23 protein-coding genes are annotated in these 22,564 nt (G+C 38.6%); 6 read left to right on the plus strand and 17 right to left on the minus strand.

What is annotated here, in order from left to right; all coding sequences use genetic code 11:
* Positions 1 to 67: 67 nt before the first annotated feature.
* The 13 genes from lexA to gspC all read right to left on the minus strand — a co-directional run bounded on the left by lexA (position 68) and on the right by gspC (position 12,085).
* Positions 68 to 697 carry a transcriptional repressor LexA gene (gene lexA, locus ACR30L_RS19875; RefSeq protein ID WP_435235966.1) on the minus strand — a complete coding sequence of 210 codons (630 nt, stop codon included), beginning with the start codon at positions 695 to 697 and terminating at the stop codon, positions 68 to 70.
* Between the two features lie 117 nt (positions 698 to 814).
* Positions 815 to 1,567, minus strand: coding sequence for a type II secretion system protein N (locus tag ACR30L_RS19880; protein ID WP_435235967.1), 753 nt, complete (start codon positions 1,565 to 1,567; stop codon positions 815 to 817).
* Between the two features lie 26 nt (positions 1,568 to 1,593).
* Positions 1,594 to 2,076 carry a type II secretion system protein GspM gene (gspM, locus tag ACR30L_RS19885; RefSeq protein ID WP_435235968.1) on the minus strand — a complete coding sequence of 161 codons (483 nt, stop codon included), beginning with the start codon at positions 2,074 to 2,076 and terminating at the stop codon, positions 1,594 to 1,596.
* A complete protein-coding gene (gspL, locus tag ACR30L_RS19890) occupies positions 2,076 to 3,272 on the minus strand; it encodes a type II secretion system protein GspL (protein WP_435235969.1) in 1,197 nt (398 codons plus the stop codon). Before gspL ends, gspM begins: the two co-directional genes overlap by 1 nt.
* Positions 3,273 to 3,360: 88 nt before the next feature.
* Positions 3,361 to 4,311 (minus strand): type II secretion system minor pseudopilin GspK, encoded by a 951-nt coding sequence (gene gspK, locus ACR30L_RS19895; protein WP_435235970.1) that lies wholly within the window; start codon positions 4,309 to 4,311, stop codon positions 3,361 to 3,363.
* A 2-nt stretch (positions 4,312 to 4,313) separates the two neighbouring features.
* Positions 4,314 to 4,922 (minus strand): type II secretion system minor pseudopilin GspJ, encoded by a 609-nt coding sequence (gspJ, locus tag ACR30L_RS19900; RefSeq protein ID WP_435235971.1) that lies wholly within the window; start codon positions 4,920 to 4,922, stop codon positions 4,314 to 4,316.
* Complete coding sequence (gspI, locus tag ACR30L_RS19905) at positions 4,912 to 5,298, minus strand: type II secretion system minor pseudopilin GspI (protein WP_435235972.1); 387 nt, start codon at positions 5,296 to 5,298, stop codon at positions 4,912 to 4,914. The genes gspJ and gspI overlap by 11 nt, the downstream gene beginning before the upstream one ends.
* Positions 5,298 to 5,897 carry a type II secretion system minor pseudopilin GspH gene (gene gspH, locus ACR30L_RS19910; RefSeq protein WP_435235973.1) on the minus strand — a complete coding sequence of 200 codons (600 nt, stop codon included), beginning with the start codon at positions 5,895 to 5,897 and terminating at the stop codon, positions 5,298 to 5,300. Before gspH ends, gspI begins: the two co-directional genes overlap by 1 nt.
* 11 nt (positions 5,898 to 5,908) lie before the next feature.
* Positions 5,909 to 6,349 (minus strand): type II secretion system major pseudopilin GspG, encoded by a 441-nt coding sequence (gene gspG, locus ACR30L_RS19915; protein ID WP_435235974.1) that lies wholly within the window; start codon positions 6,347 to 6,349, stop codon positions 5,909 to 5,911.
* 71 nt (positions 6,350 to 6,420) lie between these two features.
* Entirely contained in the window at positions 6,421 to 7,635 is a 1,215-nt protein-coding gene (gene gspF / locus ACR30L_RS19920) for a type II secretion system inner membrane protein GspF (protein ID WP_435235975.1), read from the minus strand.
* A 1-nt stretch (position 7,636) separates the two neighbouring features.
* On the minus strand, positions 7,637 to 9,157 hold the full coding sequence (gene gspE / locus ACR30L_RS19925) for a type II secretion system ATPase GspE (protein ID WP_435235976.1): 1,521 nt from the start codon (positions 9,155 to 9,157) through the stop codon (positions 7,637 to 7,639).
* Entirely contained in the window at positions 9,157 to 11,163 is a 2,007-nt protein-coding gene (gspD, locus tag ACR30L_RS19930) for a type II secretion system secretin GspD (protein ID WP_435235977.1), read from the minus strand. Before gspD ends, gspE begins: the two co-directional genes overlap by 1 nt.
* Positions 11,164 to 11,239: 76 nt before the next feature.
* Complete coding sequence (gene gspC / locus ACR30L_RS19935; RefSeq protein ID WP_435235978.1) at positions 11,240 to 12,085, minus strand: type II secretion system protein GspC; 846 nt, start codon at positions 12,083 to 12,085, stop codon at positions 11,240 to 11,242.
* A 281-nt stretch (positions 12,086 to 12,366) separates the two neighbouring features.
* Between gspC and hslR the strand changes: the two genes are divergently transcribed.
* From hslR to pckA, 3 genes are all read left to right on the plus strand, one after another.
* Positions 12,367 to 12,771, plus strand: coding sequence for a ribosome-associated heat shock protein Hsp15 (gene hslR / locus ACR30L_RS19940; protein WP_435235979.1), 405 nt, complete (start codon positions 12,367 to 12,369; stop codon positions 12,769 to 12,771).
* A 57-nt stretch (positions 12,772 to 12,828) separates the two neighbouring features.
* Entirely contained in the window at positions 12,829 to 13,692 is an 864-nt protein-coding gene (gene hslO / locus ACR30L_RS19945) for an Hsp33 family molecular chaperone HslO (RefSeq protein ID WP_435235980.1), read from the plus strand.
* A 302-nt stretch (positions 13,693 to 13,994) separates the two neighbouring features.
* Entirely contained in the window at positions 13,995 to 15,599 is a 1,605-nt protein-coding gene (gene pckA, locus ACR30L_RS19950) for a phosphoenolpyruvate carboxykinase (ATP) (protein ID WP_435237930.1), read from the plus strand.
* A gap of 24 nt (positions 15,600 to 15,623) precedes the next feature.
* Here pckA and ACR30L_RS19955 read toward each other — a convergent pair whose 3' ends face one another.
* Entirely contained in the window at positions 15,624 to 16,709 is a 1,086-nt protein-coding gene (locus ACR30L_RS19955) for a hypothetical protein (RefSeq protein WP_435235981.1), read from the minus strand.
* A gap of 151 nt (positions 16,710 to 16,860) precedes the next feature.
* Between ACR30L_RS19955 and ACR30L_RS19960 the strand changes: the two genes are divergently transcribed.
* Positions 16,861 to 17,424, plus strand: coding sequence for a phosphoribosyltransferase (locus tag ACR30L_RS19960; protein WP_435235982.1), 564 nt, complete (start codon positions 16,861 to 16,863; stop codon positions 17,422 to 17,424).
* A gap of 18 nt (positions 17,425 to 17,442) precedes the next feature.
* On the opposite strand, the gene ACR30L_RS19965 is transcribed toward ACR30L_RS19960, so the two are convergent.
* Positions 17,443 to 18,060: an ACP phosphodiesterase gene (locus tag ACR30L_RS19965; protein WP_435235983.1), complete on the minus strand. Its 618-nt coding sequence runs from the start codon at positions 18,058 to 18,060 to the stop codon at positions 17,443 to 17,445.
* Positions 18,061 to 18,223: 163 nt separating this feature from the next.
* On the opposite strand from ACR30L_RS19965, the gene ACR30L_RS19970 reads away from it, so the two are divergent.
* Positions 18,224 to 18,370, plus strand: a complete 147-nt coding sequence (locus tag ACR30L_RS19970; protein WP_435235984.1) for a hypothetical protein — start codon at positions 18,224 to 18,226, stop codon at positions 18,368 to 18,370.
* A gap of 14 nt (positions 18,371 to 18,384) precedes the next feature.
* Here the strand turns inward: ACR30L_RS19970 and ACR30L_RS19975 are convergent, their stop codons facing one another.
* Positions 18,385 to 19,332, minus strand: coding sequence for a YeiH family protein (locus tag ACR30L_RS19975; protein ID WP_435235985.1), 948 nt, complete (start codon positions 19,330 to 19,332; stop codon positions 18,385 to 18,387).
* Between the two features lie 448 nt (positions 19,333 to 19,780).
* Here ACR30L_RS19975 and rmuC point away from each other — a divergent pair, with 448 nt between their 5' ends.
* Positions 19,781 to 21,142 carry a DNA recombination protein RmuC gene (gene rmuC / locus ACR30L_RS19980; protein ID WP_435235986.1) on the plus strand — a complete coding sequence of 454 codons (1,362 nt, stop codon included), beginning with the start codon at positions 19,781 to 19,783 and terminating at the stop codon, positions 21,140 to 21,142.
* Here rmuC and ACR30L_RS19985 read toward each other — a convergent pair.
* Entirely contained in the window at positions 21,117 to 22,562 is a 1,446-nt protein-coding gene (locus ACR30L_RS19985) for a TrkH family potassium uptake protein (protein WP_435235987.1), read from the minus strand. The two genes, rmuC and ACR30L_RS19985, sit on opposite strands and share 26 nt — an antisense overlap.
* Positions 22,563 to 22,564 lie beyond the last annotated feature (2 nt).

A 22,564-nucleotide genomic window follows, 5' to 3' on the forward strand; every position in this document is an offset into this window, starting at 1 on the left:
ACTATTATTGCAAAATAAACGAGTCATTAACATTCATTTTAAGATGAGGTAAAAACAAAGATCACTATTACATCCAATCAGTATTACGGATCACACCAACTGCAATGCCTTCAATATCAAATGACTGGTACTCTAAATCGACTTTAATAGGCGAAAATTTACTATTTTCAGCCTTCAGAGTGACGTTACTGCCTTCGCGGTAAAAACGCTTAACGGTAACATCATCTTCAACACGAGCGACAACAACTTGACCATTATTAATATCTTGCGTTTTATGCACGGCAAGTAAATCTCCATCCATAATTCCAATATCTTTCATACTTTCACCCTGCACACGTAACAAGAAATCGGCATTAGGGTGAAATAAAGAAGGATCGACGTTGTAATGAGACTCAACGTGTTCCTGAGCGAGGATGGGTTCTCCAGCTGCAACTTTACCAATCAACGGCAAGCCTTCTTCAGCTTCTTGAGTCGGTTTTTTGAATTTATCTAATACCCGAATACCACGAGATGTACCAGATACAACCTCAATAGCACCTTTGCGTGCTAATGCTTTAAGGTGTTCTTCAGCAGCATTCGCACTTCTAAAACCAAGAATTTTTGCTAATTCAACACGTGTTGGTGGGCGGCCTGTTTTTTCAATACAGTCTTGAATAACATCCAACACTTCACTTTGACGTTTAGTTAATTCTTTCATAACTCCCCCTATATAGGCTGTAATTACAAACAGTGTATATCCACACACTAATTTATACTAGCTACAATGGGCGTTTTTATTAAAAAAGAGACAATAAAAGAAAATTTTACGCTTCTACTACAACTTTCCATTAAAATTAAGCACAGTCTCGCCATTTTTATTTTTAGCACCAACCCAAGAGAAAACCTCTTTAATATTTGAATTAAGCTGCTCACCGGGTTTTAATAACCCTTGAAGTTGATATAAACCATTTTCTTTTAATAGGAATTTACCCGTTGTGGTTAGTTCTTCTGATTTTTGCTCTATATCTCCGACTAATTGACCCGCATCACAACTTAAATCAATATGCGCCGATTTAAGATCAACTTCTCCAAGTTCGCTATTTACGTTAGCATTATTCCAAACCGCAAACCCATCAACTTCATCACAATAGGGATCACCCTGGGATGCGTATTTTATAACAAGGGAGAGATCGCCAGTAATCTCAGCAGGTACAGTAATATTGGCGTAGGACATCAACTCTGCTGCACTCATATCTACGACAACATTTTCTGCGGACCACCCCGAAAAACCGTATAGCACCGCGCCTTTACCAGACATGGCCTGAACACCATTATGAAAATCGATATCAAATTTTAATTTTAAACCTAGTAATGCCAACCAATCGAATTCCCATTTTACTGCTTGTAATTGAAATTCGTTATTGTAATTAATATGGTTTGCTTGGCCATCCCATAAAGTCCCCGACACTGCTCCAATAGTGACACCACTGTTTTGAGGAATAAAACGCACCACCTGTTGTACAGGTAAAGTAATCAACAATGACCCTAGATACAGTACAACCAATAGTAAAATAATCTTTATCTTCATGCGGATATTATCTCTTTAATTTTTTATTAGTTAGCCAACACTAAACGATTAACTTTTACATGTCCGAGCGGATCTATTTTTGAAAAATCCGTCGATACAACTGAAATGAAATTTTGATTACTCAAATTCGTTAACCACAATATAAATTGATCAAATTCAATATCGGTAATAACAACCTCGACTTGATCCGTTTTACTTTCTATACGGGAAAAATTAATCCCGAATTGTTTCGCACTTCGGCTAATAATTTGTTGTAAAGTTAATGGTTGCAAGCCGACTCGACTACTACCTGCACCTGCTTGCACTAATAGCCCCGCCTTTTCTTCTACCCAAGCTAAGGTTTGCTCACTACTTGCTAATCGTTTTTCACTGGCTTCAATTTGGGTTGAGAGAGGCTTCCATACTCCCCAATAAATAATGGCTAAAAATAAAAAAGCAGCACTAAGTATGGATAATTGACGCTCTCTTTCAGTAATGCTGTCCCACCAGCTTTTAAATTGCTCAATCATTATTTCATCCTTATAGTCAGTAAACCGCTGACTTGGCCGTTGCTATTGCTCAGTGCGCCTTGTTCAACTTCAAATTGCGCAGCTAATGCTTCATTAAACTTCTCAAATGATTGAAAATTATCAGCATTAGCAGAAATTCGCATTTCTCTATTTTTATCATCAAATTTTATATTACTAACCTGTAATTTAGGGCTATTAGCAAAAGCGGGAACCAAATCATTAAGCATTCGTAAAAAATTGGAATCAGCATTGCCATCCAGACCAACAAGCATTGATTGGATCTTTTTCTTAATGCGCACATACCGCAAGCTGCTTTGCTCTGGAAATGCCTGCTTATAAACAGATTCAACACGGGCTTTTACTTGCTCCGTTTGTGCTTCAATTCGCGCATTCTTCAACGATAAATTAACCAACACTAAAACAAACAATCCAACACATAAAATCGCAGGGAGTCGCCATTTTTCAAGCAGGTTATTTCTCTCTTTATAGGGCTTAAACGGCCCTGTTAATAAATTTACTTTATTATTCTTAACTCCCTTGGATAACAACTCAATCGGAAGCAATGGTGATAATTCAGTCCAATGGCCAACTTGGCAATCTGTTGCCGCGCTAAAGCTTTCAATATAAACAGGTTCTTCATCTGTTATTTTACTGGATAGAATTAACGCCAACATATCCTGTTCACAACTCCAAGCAATATCTTGGCTCTCTCTAATAATCCATTGACTACCTAATTGCACTGCTTGCCATTTACCATCCTCACCAACAGGCAATGTCAATCCTTCTGGGATAAACTGTCGACAAGTGATCTCTGCGTCTTCTAACCAACTAAGCCACATGGTTATTTTCTTTTTTTCACAAATAGCAACATGCAGAAGATCAGTTTGCTTAGCAATAACATTAAAGTGTAGGAGCTCGACATCTGAGGCTAAATCATCTTCCACGAGATAAGGTAATGCTTGTTGCATTTGTCGATTAAAACTTCCTTTAATTGGTATTTCGCGGATTGGCACATCGACACAAGGCACAAGACAAACAACGGTCCGATTCTGTGCTTTTTCAGTTAATAGGCTTAACTGCTCTGCATTTTCCAATTCACCCGAAGCGATAATTTCATCTTCATTATCGGACCAAATTAGCCAGTGATTTTTTTGCGAAGCTTTGCTTGCTAAGCGGATTATTAATCGTTCATTCACAAACAACCTCCCTGAAACCCATTATACTCATCAATATTTCCACTTATTTTACCAACATATCTAAGCCGCTATATCAAATACAAGACGACTACACTCCACCAGACTGGTAGCGAATAACACTGGCTTTTTCTGATTCTATATAAAACAAAAACTTAAATACTTGAATGCGATCTTCAAATTCTGCAATACCATCAAATTCAAAAAATTCACTCGTCACTGCAAGTTGACTTTTAACAGCACTTTCAACCGTTATATCATCAAATAAGCTGCTATCTAAAAATTCATCCACATCACTCCAGCCACTAGTCGGCCTTTCTTCTAATAATGCAGTAAAATCATCCACGGTTAAATCTTCATCATTAAAGATTGCATACAAGATCTCCGCTTGATCTACTTTAATGGTATTAACATTAATAGCTTGTTCTATTGATGGAACAGCGCATAAATAAGGTTTTATCTGTTCATATACGTCTTTCGTTACTCCCTGAACAGCACGCAATTCCGTGAGATCAGTCATACTCGCATTAGCTGTTAAATGAGGCACTTTCAAGCCCTCATAGTAACTATCCTCTGCTCCCTGAGAACTATCGCTTTCGTCATCATCATCGACCCAATCCAGCGTAGATTGTGCAACAGTTTCCGCACTGTAATCTTCAATATCAAGTGTATTTAATAACGTTTCAAATTGTGCTTCCGATGTTTCATCGATAACGGCATTAACATTAAAACAGCTTCGTAAATCTTTTATTTCACCCGCAATATGTCCATTATCAAGCGGAAAGATCATATCCGGCGTGGCCCAAATTTGATCCAAACTGACTACATCACTATCGGCAAAATCTTCATCAAGTACCATGCGCCCTAACTCTGCAGCTGCTTGTCCGTACCAATATACCTTCTGCGAGAAAGTAATACCTTCGGTCCGTTTTAAACTCAATGTTAAACGCCCTGTCATCGTCGCAGCAACGGTAACCATAATAGCTAAGATCATTAATACGGTTACCAATGCAAAGCCTTTTTGTGGCTTACGATTTAGCATGGCTAACTCCCAGAGTCCGCAGAAATAATAAATACACGACGAATTTCTGAATATTTTTTAGTTGTAAAACTAATCTCAATACCGTCTGGTAAACTATCTGTAGAGGTCCAGCTATCCTGCCAACTACCATCCCAAAAGCGAAAGCTTAATGTTTCAACATCATTTAATAAAACCTGTTCCTGTGGCTCATCGCCCACTTGCAAATCGGGATATAAAAAATATAACCGCTGTAACTGACCTTCTTTCAACCGATAACGTACTCGAAGCAATTCAGAGCGAGGCAATAGATCAAAAGGGTTTGTCCAACCTAACCGCGTAAATTCAATACCTTGATCGTCAGACTCAAATAATGATTCGCCAGCAGACATCACCTGTAACTCTTCTTCTTCTACATTTTCATCGCGAGACAAGCGATAAGTAATTTGTGAAAAGTCCTGATCAATAATTAACATTGCGCGTTGTAACTCTGTCAGCGCATTACTATGTTCTTTACTAATTTCACCGCTTCGTAAGACACCTTGTAATATTTGATAGGCAGCAAGGCTTAACATTGCAAAAATAGCGATGGCAACTAATACCTCGAGTAGAGTAAACCCTTTATTATTTCGCAACGTAGGTCCTAATATAAGCAAGTGCTTGGCCATCCTCTTTATCACTAACTTCAATATCGAGCGCTTTAAAATCACTGTTTGCGGTCGCCACCAATTGATAGCGAACGTACCAAGTCACCCCACCCATATCATCGGTTTCTTTTGTCCAACTCTCGCCCGGCCAGTTTTGCTCAAGTCGTAAATCAGATAAATGGTTGCTAGCGACCCATAGAGCCAGTGTCTTGTGCTCAAGATATGCTTGGTTATTTAAAGCCCCTGAAGCTGCCTTCATTACTGACAGACCAGATACCGCCAGAATCACTAATGCCAGCATCACTTCTAGTAATGTAATGCCAACTTGTTTAGATAAATACCGAGCAGCGCTGACGTTACGCATTATTCCTCCTCGGATATGGTGACATTACCAGTCGTACTGACCGTAATGGTTATCGCTTGCACATTTGCACTGCTCTCATTAAGCGAAAGCGTCACCGCAAAAGGCGTTACCTCACCACTCGACATCAAATAAACCTGCGGTTTTAAATCCACAGTTCGGTCTTCTCCATCGATATGCACTAAATCATCATCGCTAATAAAAGTATCCTGATCTTCGGTATCAAGCTCATCCCATGCAATACCGGATAAACTGTATTCGAGAGATAAAGTTTCGGGCAATTCAACTTTATTTTGTATTTGTTTATTCTCTATTTGCTGCCAATTTTTAGTTTCATAATCATAAAAAACAAATTGATAACTGTTTTCACTGAAAACTAATCCTAACTGTGATCCGGATATTAATGCTTCATCTTCAGCAAATTGTACTAAAGTACTAAAACGCTGGGCCTGCCATTGCAGTCCATCTTGCGAGTTCGAGGCATTAGGTAGCGTCATCATGACACCCACCGAAATCATCGCCATTAATAAAAAAACCAGCATCAACTCCAGAAGGGTAAAGCCTTGCTGTTGTTTCCGCTGGATTATTTGATATTTATCCACAAAAATAGGGCTTAATTACCACTTAAATTCCAGTTACCAATATCGTCATCGGTTCCTTCTTCACCGTCTAATCCAACGGATAAAATATCAATTTTCCCATGTTCTCCTGGGTTACTTAAAATATATTCATTGCCCCATGGATCTTCAGGAAGACGTTTAATATAGCCATCTTCACGGTAATTACGAGGTTCAGGAGAACCACTTGGTTCAGACACTAATGCTTCCAATCCCTGATCTGAACTTGGGTATGAGCCATTATCTAATTTATACATATCTAAGGCATTTTCTAATGCAACGACATCGGAAACGACTTTTTGACGATCTGCCTTATCTTTGTTACCGAGTAAATTGGGTACAATCATTGAAGCAAGTACCCCTAAAATAACAATCACCACCATTATTTCTAATAAAGTGAAGCCTTTTTCTTTTTTATTGATGTTGCTAACTTGCATTTTCTTACCCTTTATATTTTGAAATAGAAATTGAATTGAGGATCTATCGAACCTCATTGCCTAAAAACTAATTAGCCAGAAACCATATTATTTAATTGTAAAATTGGTTGTAAAATAGCAGTCACAATGAATAAAACGACCCCAGCCATAGAAATAACCAAAGCCGGTTCAAAAATACCTAACGCAATAGTCACCTGCGATGAAAATTGTTTATCTTGATTATCAGCAGAGCGTTCCAACATATTACCGAGCTCGCCACTGCGTTCACCACTGGTAATCATATGCAACATCATCGGCGGAAATAACTTCGTACTTTTCAATGCTTGCCCCAGACTAGCACCTTCTCGAACACGCTCGGTTGCTTCACCCACTTGCTCTCGAATATAAAGATTGCTCAGCACCTGCCCAGCAATGGACATCGCCTCTAAAAGAGGTACAGCACTGCTGTTTAGTATGCTTAAAGTACGTGCGAAACGAGCGGTATTAAGCTCATTAGCAACACGCCCAATCACAGGTAGTTTTAATAGTTGTTTATCAAACGCTAATTGCTTAGCAGGTTTTTTTAATATCTGTTTAATCGTGAACATACTGATAACAACAAAAATCAGAAAATATAATCCATAGCCTCGAATCAAATCACTGGCCGCAATTAAAAACTGTGTTGTTCCCGGTAAATCAGCGCCCATATGCTCAAATTGGCCCACAACCTGTGGTACAACAGAGGCTAATAAAATAGCAATAACGGAAATGGCCACTAAGGTTAGTACAATAGGATAAATCATTGCCTGTAGCATTTTGCTACGCATCTCTTGTCGTTGTTCAACATAATCCGCTAAACGCTCAAGTACTTTATCAAGGTGACCAGACTTTTCGCCCGCTGCGACCATGGCACAAAAAAGGTGATCAAAAATAGCCGGGAATGCACGCATACTATCAGCGAGTGTATGACCTTCAACTACGCCACCACGCACAGCCACAATCATCGTTTTAATTTTAGGCTTGTCGCACTGTTCGGCAACCGCATGTAAACATTCCTCAATGGGGATAGATGATGCCACTAAGGTCGAAAGTTGACGTGTAATAAGGGCTAAATCTGCGGTTTTAATTTTACTACGTAATAAATTGACGCTATTTTTAGAGCTTTTATCTGCTATCGATCCCACCTCAATGGGTGTTAAGCCAGACGCACGCAACTGTTGACGCAATAAACGAGCTGAATCTGCTTCTAAGGTGCCTTTTTTTTGTTTTCCTCGTGCATCAAGTGCTTTATAAAAAAAAGTAGCCACGCTATTCCTCTCTGGTCACTCGTAAAATTTCTTCTAAAGTAGTTTGCCCCGCAAGTACTTTCGCTAACCCATCTTCTCGAATACTAGGTGTATATTGACGAATAACTTTTTCGACGGCCGATTCGCCCGCGCCAGTGTGAATCAATTGGCGAACATCTTCATTGACCATTAATAACTCATGGATCCCTGTACGTCCTTTATATCCACTATGGTTACAAAACTCACAACCAACGGCGCGATAAACAATCGCTTTTTCAGTTTCTGGTAAACCTAAAATATGATTTTCTCGTTCCGTTGTTGCATGCGGTTCTCTACAGTTTGCACATAATCGGCGAACGAGACGTTGTGCTAAGACACCGAGTAAACTCGATGATAATAAAAACGGCTCAATGCCCATATCACGTAAACGGGTAATCGCACCAACAGCACTATTTGTATGCAATGTTGAAAACACTAAATGCCCAGTTAAACTGGCTTGAACCGCAATTTCGGCCGTTTCTAAATCACGAATCTCACCAATCATCACCACATCAGGATCTTGACGTAAGATAGCTCGTAATCCACGCGCAAAGGTCATATCCACTTTGGTATTAACTTGCGTTTGACCAATACCACTAATCGCATACTCTATCGGGTCTTCAACGGTGAGAATATTACGATCTTTCGAATTTATTTCCGATAATCCAGCATATAAAGTTGTACTTTTACCTGATCCCGTCGGTCCAGTAACCAAGACAATACCGTGCGGCTTATGAATAAGTTCGCGCAGTAATTGATGGTTTTGTTCTGTCATTCCAAGGGTTGATAAGTCTAGCTTCACTGCATTTTTATCAAGCAAACGCAAAACAACACGTTCACCATGGCTAGCTGGCATGGTTGAGACACGCACATCTACCGCACGACCACCGATTCGCAGTGATATGCGACCGTCCTGTGGGATACGTTTTTCTGCAATATCAAGCTTCGCCATGACTTTAATACGCGACACTAACAATGCCGCTAATTTACGTTGTGGCTTAAGAATCTCACGCAACACACCATCAATACGAAAACGGATAACCAATGAATTCTCAAAGGTTTCAATATGAATATCCGAGGCTTCGGCCTTAATCGCTTCCCCTAACATTGCATTAATCAGCTTAATGATAGGAGCATCGTCTTCTGTTTCAAGTAAATCTTCATTACCCGGTAGCTCTTCGGCAAGGGTAAAAAAATCATCACTACTGATATCTTCCATCAGTTGTTGTGCTTCCGACGACGACGATTGATAAGCAATCGTCACTAACTGTTCAAAGGCACCTTCATCCACTTGTCGCAGCGTAAACGGACTACCAAGCACTCGAGATATTTCAAGTAATAAAGTCGCATTAGGTTTCTGTTTATAACAAAGCGCAATATCAGAACCTTCATAGGAAATAACAACCTCATGCTTTTTAGAAAAAGGAAAAGGCAGCTGTCCTCGAGGTGTTTCCTCGATAATAGGTTCATTAAAAATAGGCTCTGTTTGTTCCAGCAAACTCATTAGTTTGTTTCCTGCACTTGTGGATTAAATTGCTGACGTTTATTCATATCATCTAATATGGCTTGCGGATTAACCTCATAGCTAGTCCCCCATTCAGGCAATACTGGCTCAAGGCTATTTGGCATTAAATTAATCCCTTCATCTTGGCGAGCTTGCTGTACTTCTCTCATCAGACCATACTTACGGGTACTAAGTTCCCGCATTGTTTTATCATCACGAATAATCGTCGCGCGAATAAAGATCATCAGATTACGTTTTTCGGTACTGCTTTTGGTCGATTTGAATAAATGACCAACTACGGGTAAATCCCCTAACCATGGCACCTTATCTTCAGATTCATTCACATCTTCATCGATCAAACCACCGATAATAACGGTCTCACCCGATTTAGCTAATACCGTTGTTTTCACTGCACGCGTAGCAAAAATAATATCGACGGAGGTTTGGCCTTTAATTGTCGACACTTCCTGTTCAATCACCATTTGCACCGCATCTCCTTCATTGATTTGCGGTGTCACTTTTAATTTAATACCGATATCTTTACGTTCGATAGTTTGAAAAGGATTGTCATTACTAGCGCTTGAGGTTGACCCAGTCAATACAGGTACTTCATCACCAACAATAAAACTAGCTTCTTGGTTATCAAGTGTCGTAATACTCGGCGTTGCTAAAATATTTGAGCTGGTTGAACTACTTAATGCCTGTAATACAACGCCCCAATTACCATCGGTAATACCCAGAATACCACCCGCAATACTTGCTAGTGCACTTGCCGCACTATCAAAATCGTCATCTTCGTCAATTTCGTAAGCAGCCGTGACTAATTCGCCAGTTGTTACACCATTATCGTTAAATTGCGAACCACCAAATTCAGAGCCCCATTGTGTACTCAAGTTAATCCCGTCACTTTCAGACACCTCTGCAACAATCGCTTCCACAAGGACTTGTGCACGACGAATATCCAATTGGCGAATAATATTACTTAACGAAGACATTAATGCCGGCTGTGCAGAAACAACAATCGCATTTGTGCCTTCATGGGCTTCAATGCTTAATGTCGAATTAGCCGATTGTGAATTACCTTTACCATCAACATTATTTTCGAGGGTTTTACTGACCCCTTTCAATACATCAACGACTTTTTCAGCTTTAGCATATTTCAGGTAAAAAACACGTGTATTACCATCATTTTGGAGTTCATTATCAAGCGAACCAATTAGCTTCACAATGCGAGCACGAGATTGCGGTTCACCACTGATAATAATTGAATTAGTACGTTCGTCGGCAACTAACCGTGGTTTTAACACATTTGACGTACTATTTTTGCTCGATGAAGTAGGACTTTGAATGGCACTCACTACTTTCACCATTTCTAAGGCACTGGCGTATTTTAATTTAACAATATCAACTTCTTGATCGCCCGCTTTATCAACACGTTGAATAATTTGAACCAAACGATTTACAACGGCAGCACGACCCGTAATCATAATCACATTGGCGGGATCATAATGAACAACATTACCACCACCAGCATTATCATTAAGTTGGCGCAATAATGGTGCGAGTTCTCGAACTGAAACGTTGATAACAGGCACAACACGCGTCACCATTTCATCACCGTAAAATTGCGTCCCGTTATCAATGACAGGGATAGCAGCGACTTTGGCATCCTTAGATTTAATCACCTTAACGACATCGTTATCCATTTCAACAACAGCAAAACCATACACTTCCAAGACATTTAGAAAGAAGTGGTAATATTGTTGTTCATCGAGCAGATCATAACTACGGACATTAATACTGCCTCGTACAGCTGGGTCAACGATAATCGTTTTTTGCAAATTTTTGCCCACAATATTAACAAACTCATTAATATCAGCATTTTTAAAACTCGCAGAATATTCCGTCGCAGACACAATCATCGGATTTGCCGTACACAACAACAGTGCTAATACCGATCGCTTTAACCATCTTGTCGGCCTATTCTTTTTACCTAAAAACAACATTTATTTAAAACTCCAAGTCTTTCATTCCATTAGCAAATGGCTATATCAATAAAATCAGTTTGGTTAATTTTTTGAATTAAGGAATATTAAGGGATAATTCATGTAACTGACCATCTCGCTCTACAGTTACATTTATTTCGGTCATTGTTGGAAACTCTTTCATCAATGAAAATGCTTGTTGAGTATCTAAAAGATCCACGCCATTTAATTCAACAGCAAGATCATTTTTTTCAAAACCAGCCTGTTCAAATAACTCTGGATTTTTACCCGGGCGTAATCGATATCCCAATACTTGTCCATCTTCTCGATAGGGTGATATACGAACATAATCGGTCAGTTTACTCGGATCATCGAGAATTTCTTGTCGATCTAGTGCCACATCAACGGGCGCTTTTTCTGTTTTAACGCGACGCTCTCTTGGCTGACGTACAGCCTTGCTAGCCGGTTTACCATCAACACCATCTAACATTAATGTCTGAAATGCACCGTCGACATTAAGAATAACCCGATCAGAATATATCTCTGATACTGACGCTTGAGTTCCTTCTATTTCTGAATCAATAAAGTAACTACCCTGTTTACTTTTATAACTAATAATAGCACTAGAATAATGCGGGTCACTCGCCGCCACGACACCAACTAAAATAAGATTCAATTTAGTTTTAGGTGCAACACTAACTGACTTAGTCGGTTTAGCGACTTTTTTCACTTCAATGACTTCGCCAAAGAGATGTTGTTGTTGTAATTCACGAGTATCAACTTGACTACTAACAGCCTTCCCCTTTGGGATAACCCACTGATAGTCGTCTTCCTGATTAGGAAAAACAGACCACGTAAGTATTGCAAATTGATAGGCAAGCATTCCCCCAATAATAACGGTCGCTACTCCCGAAAATTTTTGTAAAAAAGTAGATAATGGCACTGGCACACCTTTTATTATTTCAAGTCTTAACTCGCCACAGGTTGTTATCACAGTACGATTTCAAAAATTAACGAAAAGCGCAGTGGTCATAAAACAAGCCGCTAAAAACCACATGCTACAGTATGTCTATAAAGATAAGCAACAAACATGCATGGGGAATAAGACAGAATGTAAACCATGATATTAAAAATATAGAAAAAAAATCTCAAAACAGAAAGAAAAACTGCTCGATAAAATGGAATTTGCTATACTTATTTATCAATATATAAGTGAGTAAAGTGATGGCTGATAAAAAAATTCGCTTGGATAAATGGTTATGGGCAGCCCGTTTTTATAAAACCCGCAGTATTGCTCGCGATATGATTCAAGGTGGCAAGGTTCACTATAACGGTCAACGTGGTAAAGCCAGTAAAATAGTAGAAGAAGGCGCGCTGCTTTCGATCAGACAGGGTGATATATTCAAACAAGTACGAGTAGAAATACTATCGGACCAACGCCGTGGTGCCCCCATTGCCGAAACACTTTACACTGAAACTCCTGAAAGTATTAAAAAACGCGAAGAATACCAAACCCTACGCAAATTAAGCTTACAAAATGCACCACATCCCGATCGTAAACCCAATAAAAAACAGCGCCGTGAGCTAATTCAAGCAAAAGCCCAGCGTAATACTGCTATTTACGACTAACCAGAACATCAGAGAAATGATTTCTCTCCAAATAATAAATAACAAGAGAACCAAAAAATGAGTGATCAACTACAACGTTTTATTTTTGACGATTATCAAATTCGCGGTGAAATCGCCCATGCACATGACAGCTATAATGAAATAATATCAAACCATGAATACAGTGTAGAAGTCGCAAATGTGCTTGGTGAATTGTTAGTTGCAACTTGCCTATTAACTGCGACATTGAAATTCGAAGGTAAAATTGCAGTGCAATTACAGGGTGATGGTCCATTATCGATGGCCGTGATCAATGCAAACCAAGATCTAGAACTACGTGGTACTGCACGTGCGGAAGGAGACACAACAGGACTTTCTTTCAGAGAATTAGTTGGTAAAGGGCACTTGATGATAACCATTACGCCTGAAGATGGGGAGCGTTATCAAGGTATTATCGCATTAGATAAAGACTCGTTAAGCGGGTGTCTTGAAGACTATTTTACACAATCAGAACAGCTACCAACACGTATTATTTTGCATGCTAGCCACATTGAAAAGCCACAGGCAGCCGGATTATTAATACAAACATTGCCTGCTGTCGATCAAGAAAACCATGAAGAACAATTTCAACATGTCACAACTTTAGCGGCGACGGTTAAGGAAGATGAGTTATATACACTACCTAATGACCAGCTATTATATCGTTTATACCATCAAGAAACGGTACATTTATTTAACGAGCAACCTATCGCATTTAAATGCAACTGTTCAAAAGAACGCTGTCTTTCTTCTTTAGCTTCAATCTCTTCTGACGAACTACAGGATATATTACAAGAGCAAGGTGCTATCGATATGCACTGTGAATATTGTGGTAGTGACTATCATCTTAACGAAAGTGACTTGCAAATATTATTAGCGAATCCGAACGAAACACAACATTAAATAAGCCATCAAACTACTCTTGCATAAAAAGAGTAGTTTGATTTATGCGACTTTATGCACGGAAAAATAACACCATAAATGCCTTATTGAATTATCAAAAAATAATTCTTCCCCACATATTTATACAACCTCAAAAAATAGATTTATATCACTATGAATTATCACTTTTAGTCCATTTTTTGAACTAGATCTCCCCTAAGTTATTCAGGATACCCTACCCTGAACCATGACATTTTATTCAAAAATACAAATAAAATTTCAAACACTTAATGAGGAATTGATATATGACAAGAGTTAAATCACTGTCCACTAGCGAGCTTCAAAAGTACGGCATTACCGATGTTTCTGAAATTATTTACAACCCAAGTTACGACACTCTTTTCGAAGAAGAAATGTCACCTGACCTAACAGGTTTTGAAAAAGGCACTCTCACCACTAGCGGCACCGTTGCCGTTGATACCGGTATTTTCACAGGCCGTTCCCCAAAAGATAAATACATTGTAAAAGATGATGTGACTCGCGATACATTCTGGTGGGCAGATCAAGGTAAAAATGATAATAAGGCCATCACGCAAGAAGTATGGCAAGACCTTAAACACCTCGTTTCAGAAGAACTTTCCAATAAACGTATATTTGTTGTCGATACATTTTGTGGTGCAAATAGCACAAACCGTTTAAAAGTACGTTTTGTAATGGAAGTTGCTTGGCAGGCACACTTTGTAAAAAACATGTTTATTCGCCCAACGGATGAAGAATTAGCCGAATTTGAACCTGACTTTGTGGTATTGACAGGCTCTAAAACCGTTAATCCTAATTGGAAAGAACATGGCCTTCACTCTGAAAACTTTGTTGCCTTTAACTTGACCGAAAATATGAGTGTTATTGGCGGTACTTGGTACGGTGGTGAAATGAAAAAAGGTATATTCTCGATGATGAATTACCTACTGCCGTTAAATGGTGTTGCTGCTATGCACTGTTCTGCAAACATTGGAGAAAAAGGCGATACCGCTATCTTCTTCGGTTTATCTGGAACAGGTAAAACAACTCTTTCAACGGATCCGAAACGTGCCTTAATTGGTGATGATGAGCATGGTTGGGACGATGATGGTGTATTCAACTTTGAAGGGGGTTGTTACGCTAAAACAATCCGATTATGTGCTGAAGCAGAACCAGATATTTATAATGCGATAAAACGCGATGCATTACTCGAGAATGTCGTTGTTGATGAAAATGGCGTCGTTGATTATGACGATGCGAGTAAAACTGAAAATGCGCGTGTTTCATACCCAATCTATCATATTAATAATATAGTAAAACCTATTTCCAAAGGTGGCCATGCACAAAAAGTTATCTTCTTAACCGCAGATGCATTTGGCGTATTACCGCCCGTTTCAAAACTAACGGCAGAACAAACCCAATATCATTTCTTATCTGGCTTTACTGCTAAGCTAGCAGGTACTGAATTAGGTATTACAGAACCTGTACCTACTTTTTCCGCTTGTTTTGGCGCGGCTTTCTTAAGTCTTCACCCAACAAAATATGCAGAAGAGTTAGTCAAACGAATGGAAGCCTGTGGTGCCGAAGCTTACCTAGTTAATACTGGTTGGAATGGTTCAGGTAAACGAATTTCTATTCAAGATACACGCGGTATTATTGATGCGATTTTAGATGGCTCAATCGAAACAGCTGAAACGAAAAAAATACCTTACTTTAATCTCGATGTACCATTAGCTTTACCGGGCGTTAACCCTGCTATTTTAGATCCTCGTGATACTTACTCGACACCAGAAGAATGGACGGTGAAAGCAAAAGAATTGGCGGAGTTATTTATTAAAAACTTTGACCAATATACGGATAAGCCAGCAGGTAAAGCATTAGTCACAGCGGGGCCTCAATTAGAGAAATAATATCAAAGAGTAACTATCTTGATATTACCCCAATTGCGCTAACAAATGTTCAACCATCTGTTTAGCGCCATCCTCACAAGCTTGTGCCCTTGGGTATTCAAGCTTGTTTACTTTTTCAATGACCGCTTTTAACGACTCTCCCTGTAATTGATTAATATTAATTTCACTAAAAGGCACCCGCTCCATTAAAAACTGATTTAAAAAAGGTGTCTCTGGCCAATCTGGCCGCGCTAAACTAATCACACGAATGCTTTTTTTCGCTGCAACAGCAGCAATTTCACAATAGGTGCCGTAACCGGGTTTAGTTAAAATAACATCACAGCTTCCCAACAATGCTAAAAATGATAGATCAAGCTCCTCAACCTGCGTCATATCATTACGCAAATGCTGACTCGGTTGATCCACTAACCAATGCAAACCTGAAATGATTGGCCATTCTTGAAAATTCAATGTGATAGGCAAACCACCAAGTGCGACTAACGCAATCGAAGTTGTCCCCTTGGGTAATTGCTCAAGTAACCTTTGCCGCTGTGAATAGGGTTGACTGTTAATACTCGCAATATTAATTTCATTTAAATCCGAATTTGGGACTGAAGGCAAGGGTTTATAGATATAATCAACGCTCTTATAAATACGCTGCATCCGCTTATACACTGCAACCGTTTGTTTATCCTGTTTATTAAGACAATAACGCTGATAAATTTGAGCCCAATTAAATGGGGCAACCGTTGCAGTAGGTATTCCCAACTTCATTGCCGCTTCTAAAGTAATAGGAGACACATTGCTAATCACACAGTTTGGTTGAATTTGCTTTAAAATATCGACTTCTTGCTGTACAACTCGTTGCCAATTTTTATCAAGTTCAGCGTATTTTTCTCGACTACTGTCGACATCAACTTCGATCGGTGAATGCATCAACATACCGAAATCATGTCCAACTTGAATATGGGTATAAGATCCAGAAAGCCGTGAATCTAGATAACTTTTAGGTAAAAGCGTCAGAATGGTGATTTTAATCGATGGAAAATCATCCATAACCTGTTGGATCACTGCGGTAGAGATAGCACCATGACCAAATCCATGGGCCGTGATAGAGAAGCATAAGTGCATATTTTTTATTATTCTCAATAGATAGATAAGTAACACAACTTAAGACAGGTCAAGAATAAGCTAAAAAGTAACTAAAATGAACGCTTGAGCATTGTTATTTTATACCGTTAGTCTAAAATCTGCCCAAAATTTAATTAAGAGAGATTATTTAATGTCTGACAAAGTATTTATTAGCGCTCAGGAGCTACTAGAAGACTCATTCCGACTTGCAGCGCAAGTCTATGATAGCGGTTTCCGTCCACAATTCATTGTCGGCATCTGGCGAGGAGGCGCGCCAATTGGTATCGCCGTTCAAGAATTCTTTGAATATAAAAAAGTTGAGGCGGACCATATCGCAGTACGCACTTCATCTTATTACGGAATTGGCCAACAAAGTAAAACAATTAAAGTACACGGATTAGATTACATTATTGAACGTGCTAACGCTGAAGATGGCCTACTTATTGTTGACGATGTGTTTGACTCTGGACGAAGTGTCACTGCGTTAATCGAAAAATTGACTGAAAAAATGCGTTTAAACATGCCACGTGACGTACGTGTAGCAACGCCTTACTACAAACCCAAAAATAAAGCTGTTGAAATGGTTCCGGATTATTTTGTTCATGAATCCGAAGACTGGTTAGTCTTCCCGCATGAAATTGCAGGCTTATCAATGGAAGAACTTAGTAAAGGAAAACGCGACCTGAAAAATCTACAAGATCTATTTAGTGAGTAATCACTGAAACGAAGGAGGCTATCTAGCCTCCTTTTTTATTACCAATAATTGCGTGTGCTCAATGGTTTTTTGTAAGACATCCGGATACAAAATAAAAAACTGTTCCAACAATATTTCATAGTGCTTTTCTAATATCTCGCCGGTCATCGCCAAGGGTGCTAACCTCTCACTTCTCGTTGACATTTTCTCAAGACCAAACTGTGTATTTTTCAACAATGTATAATGTTCAAACCATTTGTTTTTCCATACCTGATTTGATACATGTATAAAGCGAGATGGTAATTCATTAGTTTCTAATCGACATTCAGCTTTTATCGTTTGCTCGGCAAAATGGCAAAAGCGTTCCAATGACGATGATTCAAAGTGATGCCAATGCTTAGCTAAGCAGTGATCCCAAAACATATCGAGCGCAATAAGCGCATAACGTCGTAATTCACTTGGAAACAGTAACTTAAGCGATTTCGTTAATGGGTGGTAGTCAGTATAACTATCAACAAAACGATGCAGTTGAATTCCCTGAACAATATCTGCATTAAATTTCCCCTCGGGACGCCCCTTTACAAAATCACCAAGAAAATTGCCAGTAAAACTGGTTTTAGTATGTGAAGCAATATGTAAATGAGCAAGAAAATTCATAGATAACCTAATTTAAAAAAGAAACACATCAACAAGATGAAAGAACTCAATCTCTATCATCTTAACAAATGATTTTGTTATAAGTTATGTAATTAAGATATTTCCTTTATATCTCCCCTGGCGCAATAATTATATTGTCGATTACCCGTAGGGAGATTCTATTTTGATTAATAAAATAATTATTGTTGCCGTTGTCTTATGCCTGTTCTTCTCAATTATGAGTAAAGGACTGCTTTCTGCGAGTTTTGATTTATCGGCCTTTACCTTACTAATGTATTACCTATATAAAAAGAAATCAGCGGAACATTAATGGCAGAGAATCAGTTACATAAACAATTGAATATAGGTCAATGAACTGGTTCCAATAATGCCCCATAAGACCACACCCAATATTAAAGGCTTCGCACCAGCCTCTTTAATTTTATTAATAGTAATACCCGCACCAATTAAAAATAAACATAGGACGAGGGTTTGCTTTGAAACCATAAAAATACTCTGGTACAACGCATGAAAGTGAGGCACAAAGTGTGCAAACAAAATCGCAATACAATAAAAAAAGATAAAGAATGGAATCGTGACCTTTTTACTTTTACCTTTAAACAATAGCGCACTAATAAATGCAACAGGAATAATCCATAAAGCACGTGCTAATTTGAGGGTTGTTGCGGTCACCAAAGCCTCTTGCCCATAGGCAGATGCAGCACCAACAACAGAAGATGTATCATGGATAGCAATGGCACACCAGACCCCAAATGCATGTTGACTCATTGCTAATAAATGCCCAATAAATGGGAAAAGAAATAATGCGACCGAATTCAATGTAAAAACAGTCGCTAACGCTAATGAGGTTTGATCTTCTTCAGCTTCAATAGCAGGTGCAACTGCAGCAATCGCACTTCCACCGCAAATAGCCGTACCAGAAGCGATGAGGTAACCAGTTTTTTTATCCATATGAATAAAACGCGTTAATATCCAACCAATAACCAAGGTGCTAAAAATAGATGTCATAATCAAGCCGATGCCATTTTGGCTAACCTCAATGGCCTGATCCAGATTAATGCCAAACCCTAGTCCTATAATTGAATAGGATAATAATTTTTTAGTAATAAGATGCAATTTAATCTGCTCGGGGACTAAACCAAGTATCACCAGCACTAAACCCAGTAATAACGCGATCGGGGAGGATATAATTGGAGTCAAACACAGTATTGCTACAGAAAAAAAGATTAAATCTCGTTTTTGCCATTTAGTGCTGAATATTAACGTTCGCATATCTATATCCTATATTTAATGAATGATGGATTATAAACCCACAAACTCTGTTCAAGATAGTCGAATAAAACTAACTAATTGTTAAGTTTTACTTAACTAAAGAATATAAATACGATATAGAATCATAAGTTTAGATTCACTTATTGGTGATTACTGTTTACAGTTATCTCTGTATCAGCATTCTTAAGAGGTAATTAATGTTACGTATTTATTTTAGCCAGTTAATGTTATTACTTTGGAAGTTATCCACAGTTTATATTATTCCAATCATTATTATTTCCTATGTTGATATTCTTAACTTCTATGCCAGTGGATTCACATTTCAAGATCTAGATACAGGCCAAAACATCCATAAATTATCAGTATTTGCGATTTACCTTATTTACTTATTATTTTGGAATCGTTGTAATAAATACATAGTTTCTTACTTAAAAAGATTAGAGTATTAATGATTGATTTATCGAACAAACTTATTTTAGCGGGAATAATTGCAAGTGTTATTTGCTTATTTATCTTACCGTTATATTTTTATTTCCGTAGCCGCCAAGCCAATCAGGAACTTAATTTACAATTGCAATTAAACCAACAGGAATTGCAATTTCAGACCAATATTGCACAGGAAAAAACCGCCCTATTAAATGAAAAACAAGTCCTTATAGAGTCACTGCAATTACAAACAAATAAGCTAAAAACACGTATTCGAGAATCTGAAGTTCGCTTACAAGCAGGTGAACAAAGATTGTTAGACCAAAGACTAAGTGAAGAAAAACTCAGTGAACAATTTGAATTACTTTCTCAACGTATTTTTAATGATAAATCAGCCCAATTTAAAACCCTCAACCAAGAAAGTTTAAATCAACTTCTGGCGCCTTTTAAAACTCAATTAGATGGTTTTAAGAAACAGGTAAGCGACTGTTATATCAATGAAAGTAAAGAACGTTATAACCTCCAAAATGAGATAACGAAACTCGCTAAGATCAATCAGCAGATGCAGCAAGAAACGACCAATCTGACAAATGCATTAAAGGGGGATAATAAACAACAGGGGAATTGGGGAGAAGTTATTCTACAGCGCATACTTGAATCTTCAGGATTACGAGAGGGGCATGAATATCAAACCCAAGTAAGCTATAAAAACGAGCACGGTCATCGCTTGCAACCCGATGTGATTGTTCATTTACCACAAAATAAAAATATAATAATCGATTCAAAAGTATCACTAGTCGCCTATGAACGATACTTTAATAGTGAAGACTTACAAACCCAAAAAGAAGCTCTTAATGCGCATGTCCTTTCAGTAAGACAGCATATTCGAGGATTAGGAAAAAAGGATTACCAAAAATTAATTGGCACTAACTCCTTAGACTATGTCTTACTATTTGTGGCAGTTGAACCTGCTTTTATTGCTGCGATTGAACACGATCCAGAACTGGTTAAACTGGCTCTGGATAACAACATTCTGCTAGCAAGCCCAACAAATCTAATGATTGCACTGCGCACAATTGAAAACCTATGGCGCTTTGAACAGCAAGAGAAAAATGGCAGATTAATCGCAAATCAAGCAGGGAAACTATACGATAAGCTGCGTTTATTTAGTCAAAATATGATTGATTTGGGTTCACAACTCAATAAAGCACAAAATACCTATGACCATGCGTTAAAGCAATTTAGTCAGGGCCGTGGCAATATTGTAACCCAAACAGAAAACCTCAAAGAAATGGGAGCGCCAGTGAAGCAATCACTCCCACAGGAATTAATTGAACAATCAACGCAATTAGCGCAATCTACCGACGCCAAAAATGACGAGTAAACATAACCACAACGGTTAAAATCTCAAGGCGCCCCATCAACATGCCGACTGATAAAATCCATTTGGAGATATTCGGAAAGTCCGCAAAATTTCCCGATGGGCCAATTGATGGTGACAAACCTGGCCCCACATTAGAAACAGCTGTTATCGACGCACTCAGAGACACCATCGCGCTAGAACCAAATAGGGTAAGCAAGAGAGTAGAAACAAAAATAGTGGCCATATAAGCCAGTATAAACGCAATTAACGAACGTAAAATATCATCGCTAACCGTTCGGTTATTGTATTTCTGAGGGAAAATACCATGGGGATGCATCAACAACATAAGTTGGCGTTTTAATAAACTCAACGCTATTTGGAATCGGAAAATTTTAATCCCACCCGAAGTTGATCCAGAACAGGCACCAAAAAAGAATAAGATAAAAAAGACCATCACACTAAAGTCCCCCCAAGATATGAAATCATCTAATCCAAATCCCGTGGTGGTCATAACTGAAACGACATTAAATAAACTAAGTCGAATTGCATCCGGTAATAAAAATTGCCCGGTTAACACTAAATATACAGTGAGTATGGTGGTAAAGAAAAACACTAAACGCATAAAACCAAGCACCTGTGCATCGTTAAAAAGATGCAAAATATTACGATGCCTAAAAGCCCTAATAAATAATAAAAAAGGCAGTCCACCCAAAAACATAAAAATAATTGCGTTCCAATGTGCACCCTTCGAAAAATGCCCCATAGAACCATCTGAAGTCGAATAACCACCAGTAGAGATAGTTGTCATCGCGTGATTTAAAGCATCAAAGTTTTCCATCCCCGTATAACGATAGCCAATAAAACAACAAATCGTAAGCGCAATATAGACAAGCAAAATATCAATCGCAACGCGTCGTGTTTTAGATTCGGCTTTATCAGACCAATCGGAAGATTCGGTTTGGAACAAACGCATACCACCGACATTGAGAAAAGGGAGGATTGCTACGCCCATCACAATAAATCCAACACCGCCTAACCACTGTAAAATTGAACGCCATAATAGAATACTGGGGTGCATCGTATCTAAGCCGTGTAGAACAGTACTCCCCGTTGTTGTAATACCCGACATGGTTTCAAAAAATGCATCGCTGTAACTGATATGTTCAATCATCACAAAGGGCAGTGCCGCAAATAAACTAGCTGACACCCAAACGGCGGTAGTAAGCAAAAACATTTCTCGCACACCGAGTCGAGAACGCTCCTCTTCATTACCGATAAAACAAAATACAATAGAGGTTAAATGGGTGATAACGATGGCAGACAAAAACTCAATACCGCCTAATCCACCATTGTAAAAAGCAAAAGCCATCGGAAAATACATAAAAAATGCTATTTTCGATAGTACCAATCCGGTGATAAAAAGTAGTGGACGATAAGCCATAA

This window comes from Psychromonas saccharinae (assembly GCF_051201515.1).
GTDB lineage: Bacteria > Pseudomonadota > Gammaproteobacteria > Enterobacterales > Psychromonadaceae > Psychromonas.

Excerpts from the sequence above, each read along its gene's own strand:
- lexA (WP_435235966.1), bottom strand. The coding sequence starts at position 697 with ATGAAAGAATTAACTAAACGTCAAAGTGAAGTGTTGGATGTTATTCAA.
- ACR30L_RS19880 (WP_435235967.1), bottom strand. The coding sequence starts at position 1,567 with ATGAAGATAAAGATTATTTTACTATTGGTTGTACTGTATCTAGGGTCA.
- gspM (WP_435235968.1), bottom strand. The coding sequence starts at position 2,076 with ATGATTGAGCAATTTAAAAGCTGGTGGGACAGCATTACTGAAAGAGAG.
- gspK (WP_435235970.1), bottom strand. The coding sequence starts at position 4,311 with ATGCTAAATCGTAAGCCACAAAAAGGCTTTGCATTGGTAACCGTATTA.
- gspI (WP_435235972.1), bottom strand. The coding sequence starts at position 5,298 with ATGCGTAACGTCAGCGCTGCTCGGTATTTATCTAAACAAGTTGGCATT.
- gspG (WP_435235974.1), bottom strand. The coding sequence starts at position 6,349 with ATGCAAGTTAGCAACATCAATAAAAAAGAAAAAGGCTTCACTTTATTA.
- gspE (WP_435235976.1), bottom strand. The coding sequence starts at position 9,157 with ATGAGTTTGCTGGAACAAACAGAGCCTATTTTTAATGAACCTATTATC.
- gspD (WP_435235977.1), bottom strand. The coding sequence starts at position 11,163 with ATGTTGTTTTTAGGTAAAAAGAATAGGCCGACAAGATGGTTAAAGCGA.
- hslR (WP_435235979.1), top strand. The coding sequence starts at position 12,367 with ATGGCTGATAAAAAAATTCGCTTGGATAAATGGTTATGGGCAGCCCGT.
- hslO (WP_435235980.1), top strand. The coding sequence starts at position 12,829 with ATGAGTGATCAACTACAACGTTTTATTTTTGACGATTATCAAATTCGC.
- ACR30L_RS19955 (WP_435235981.1), bottom strand. The coding sequence starts at position 16,709 with ATGCACTTATGCTTCTCTATCACGGCCCATGGATTTGGTCATGGTGCT.
- ACR30L_RS19960 (WP_435235982.1), top strand. The coding sequence starts at position 16,861 with ATGTCTGACAAAGTATTTATTAGCGCTCAGGAGCTACTAGAAGACTCA.
- ACR30L_RS19965 (WP_435235983.1), bottom strand. The coding sequence starts at position 18,060 with ATGAATTTTCTTGCTCATTTACATATTGCTTCACATACTAAAACCAGT.
- ACR30L_RS19975 (WP_435235985.1), bottom strand. The coding sequence starts at position 19,332 with ATGCGAACGTTAATATTCAGCACTAAATGGCAAAAACGAGATTTAATC.
- rmuC (WP_435235986.1), top strand. The coding sequence starts at position 19,781 with ATGATTGATTTATCGAACAAACTTATTTTAGCGGGAATAATTGCAAGT.
- ACR30L_RS19985 (WP_435235987.1), bottom strand. The coding sequence starts at position 22,562 with ATGGCTTATCGTCCACTACTTTTTATCACCGGATTGGTACTATCGAAA.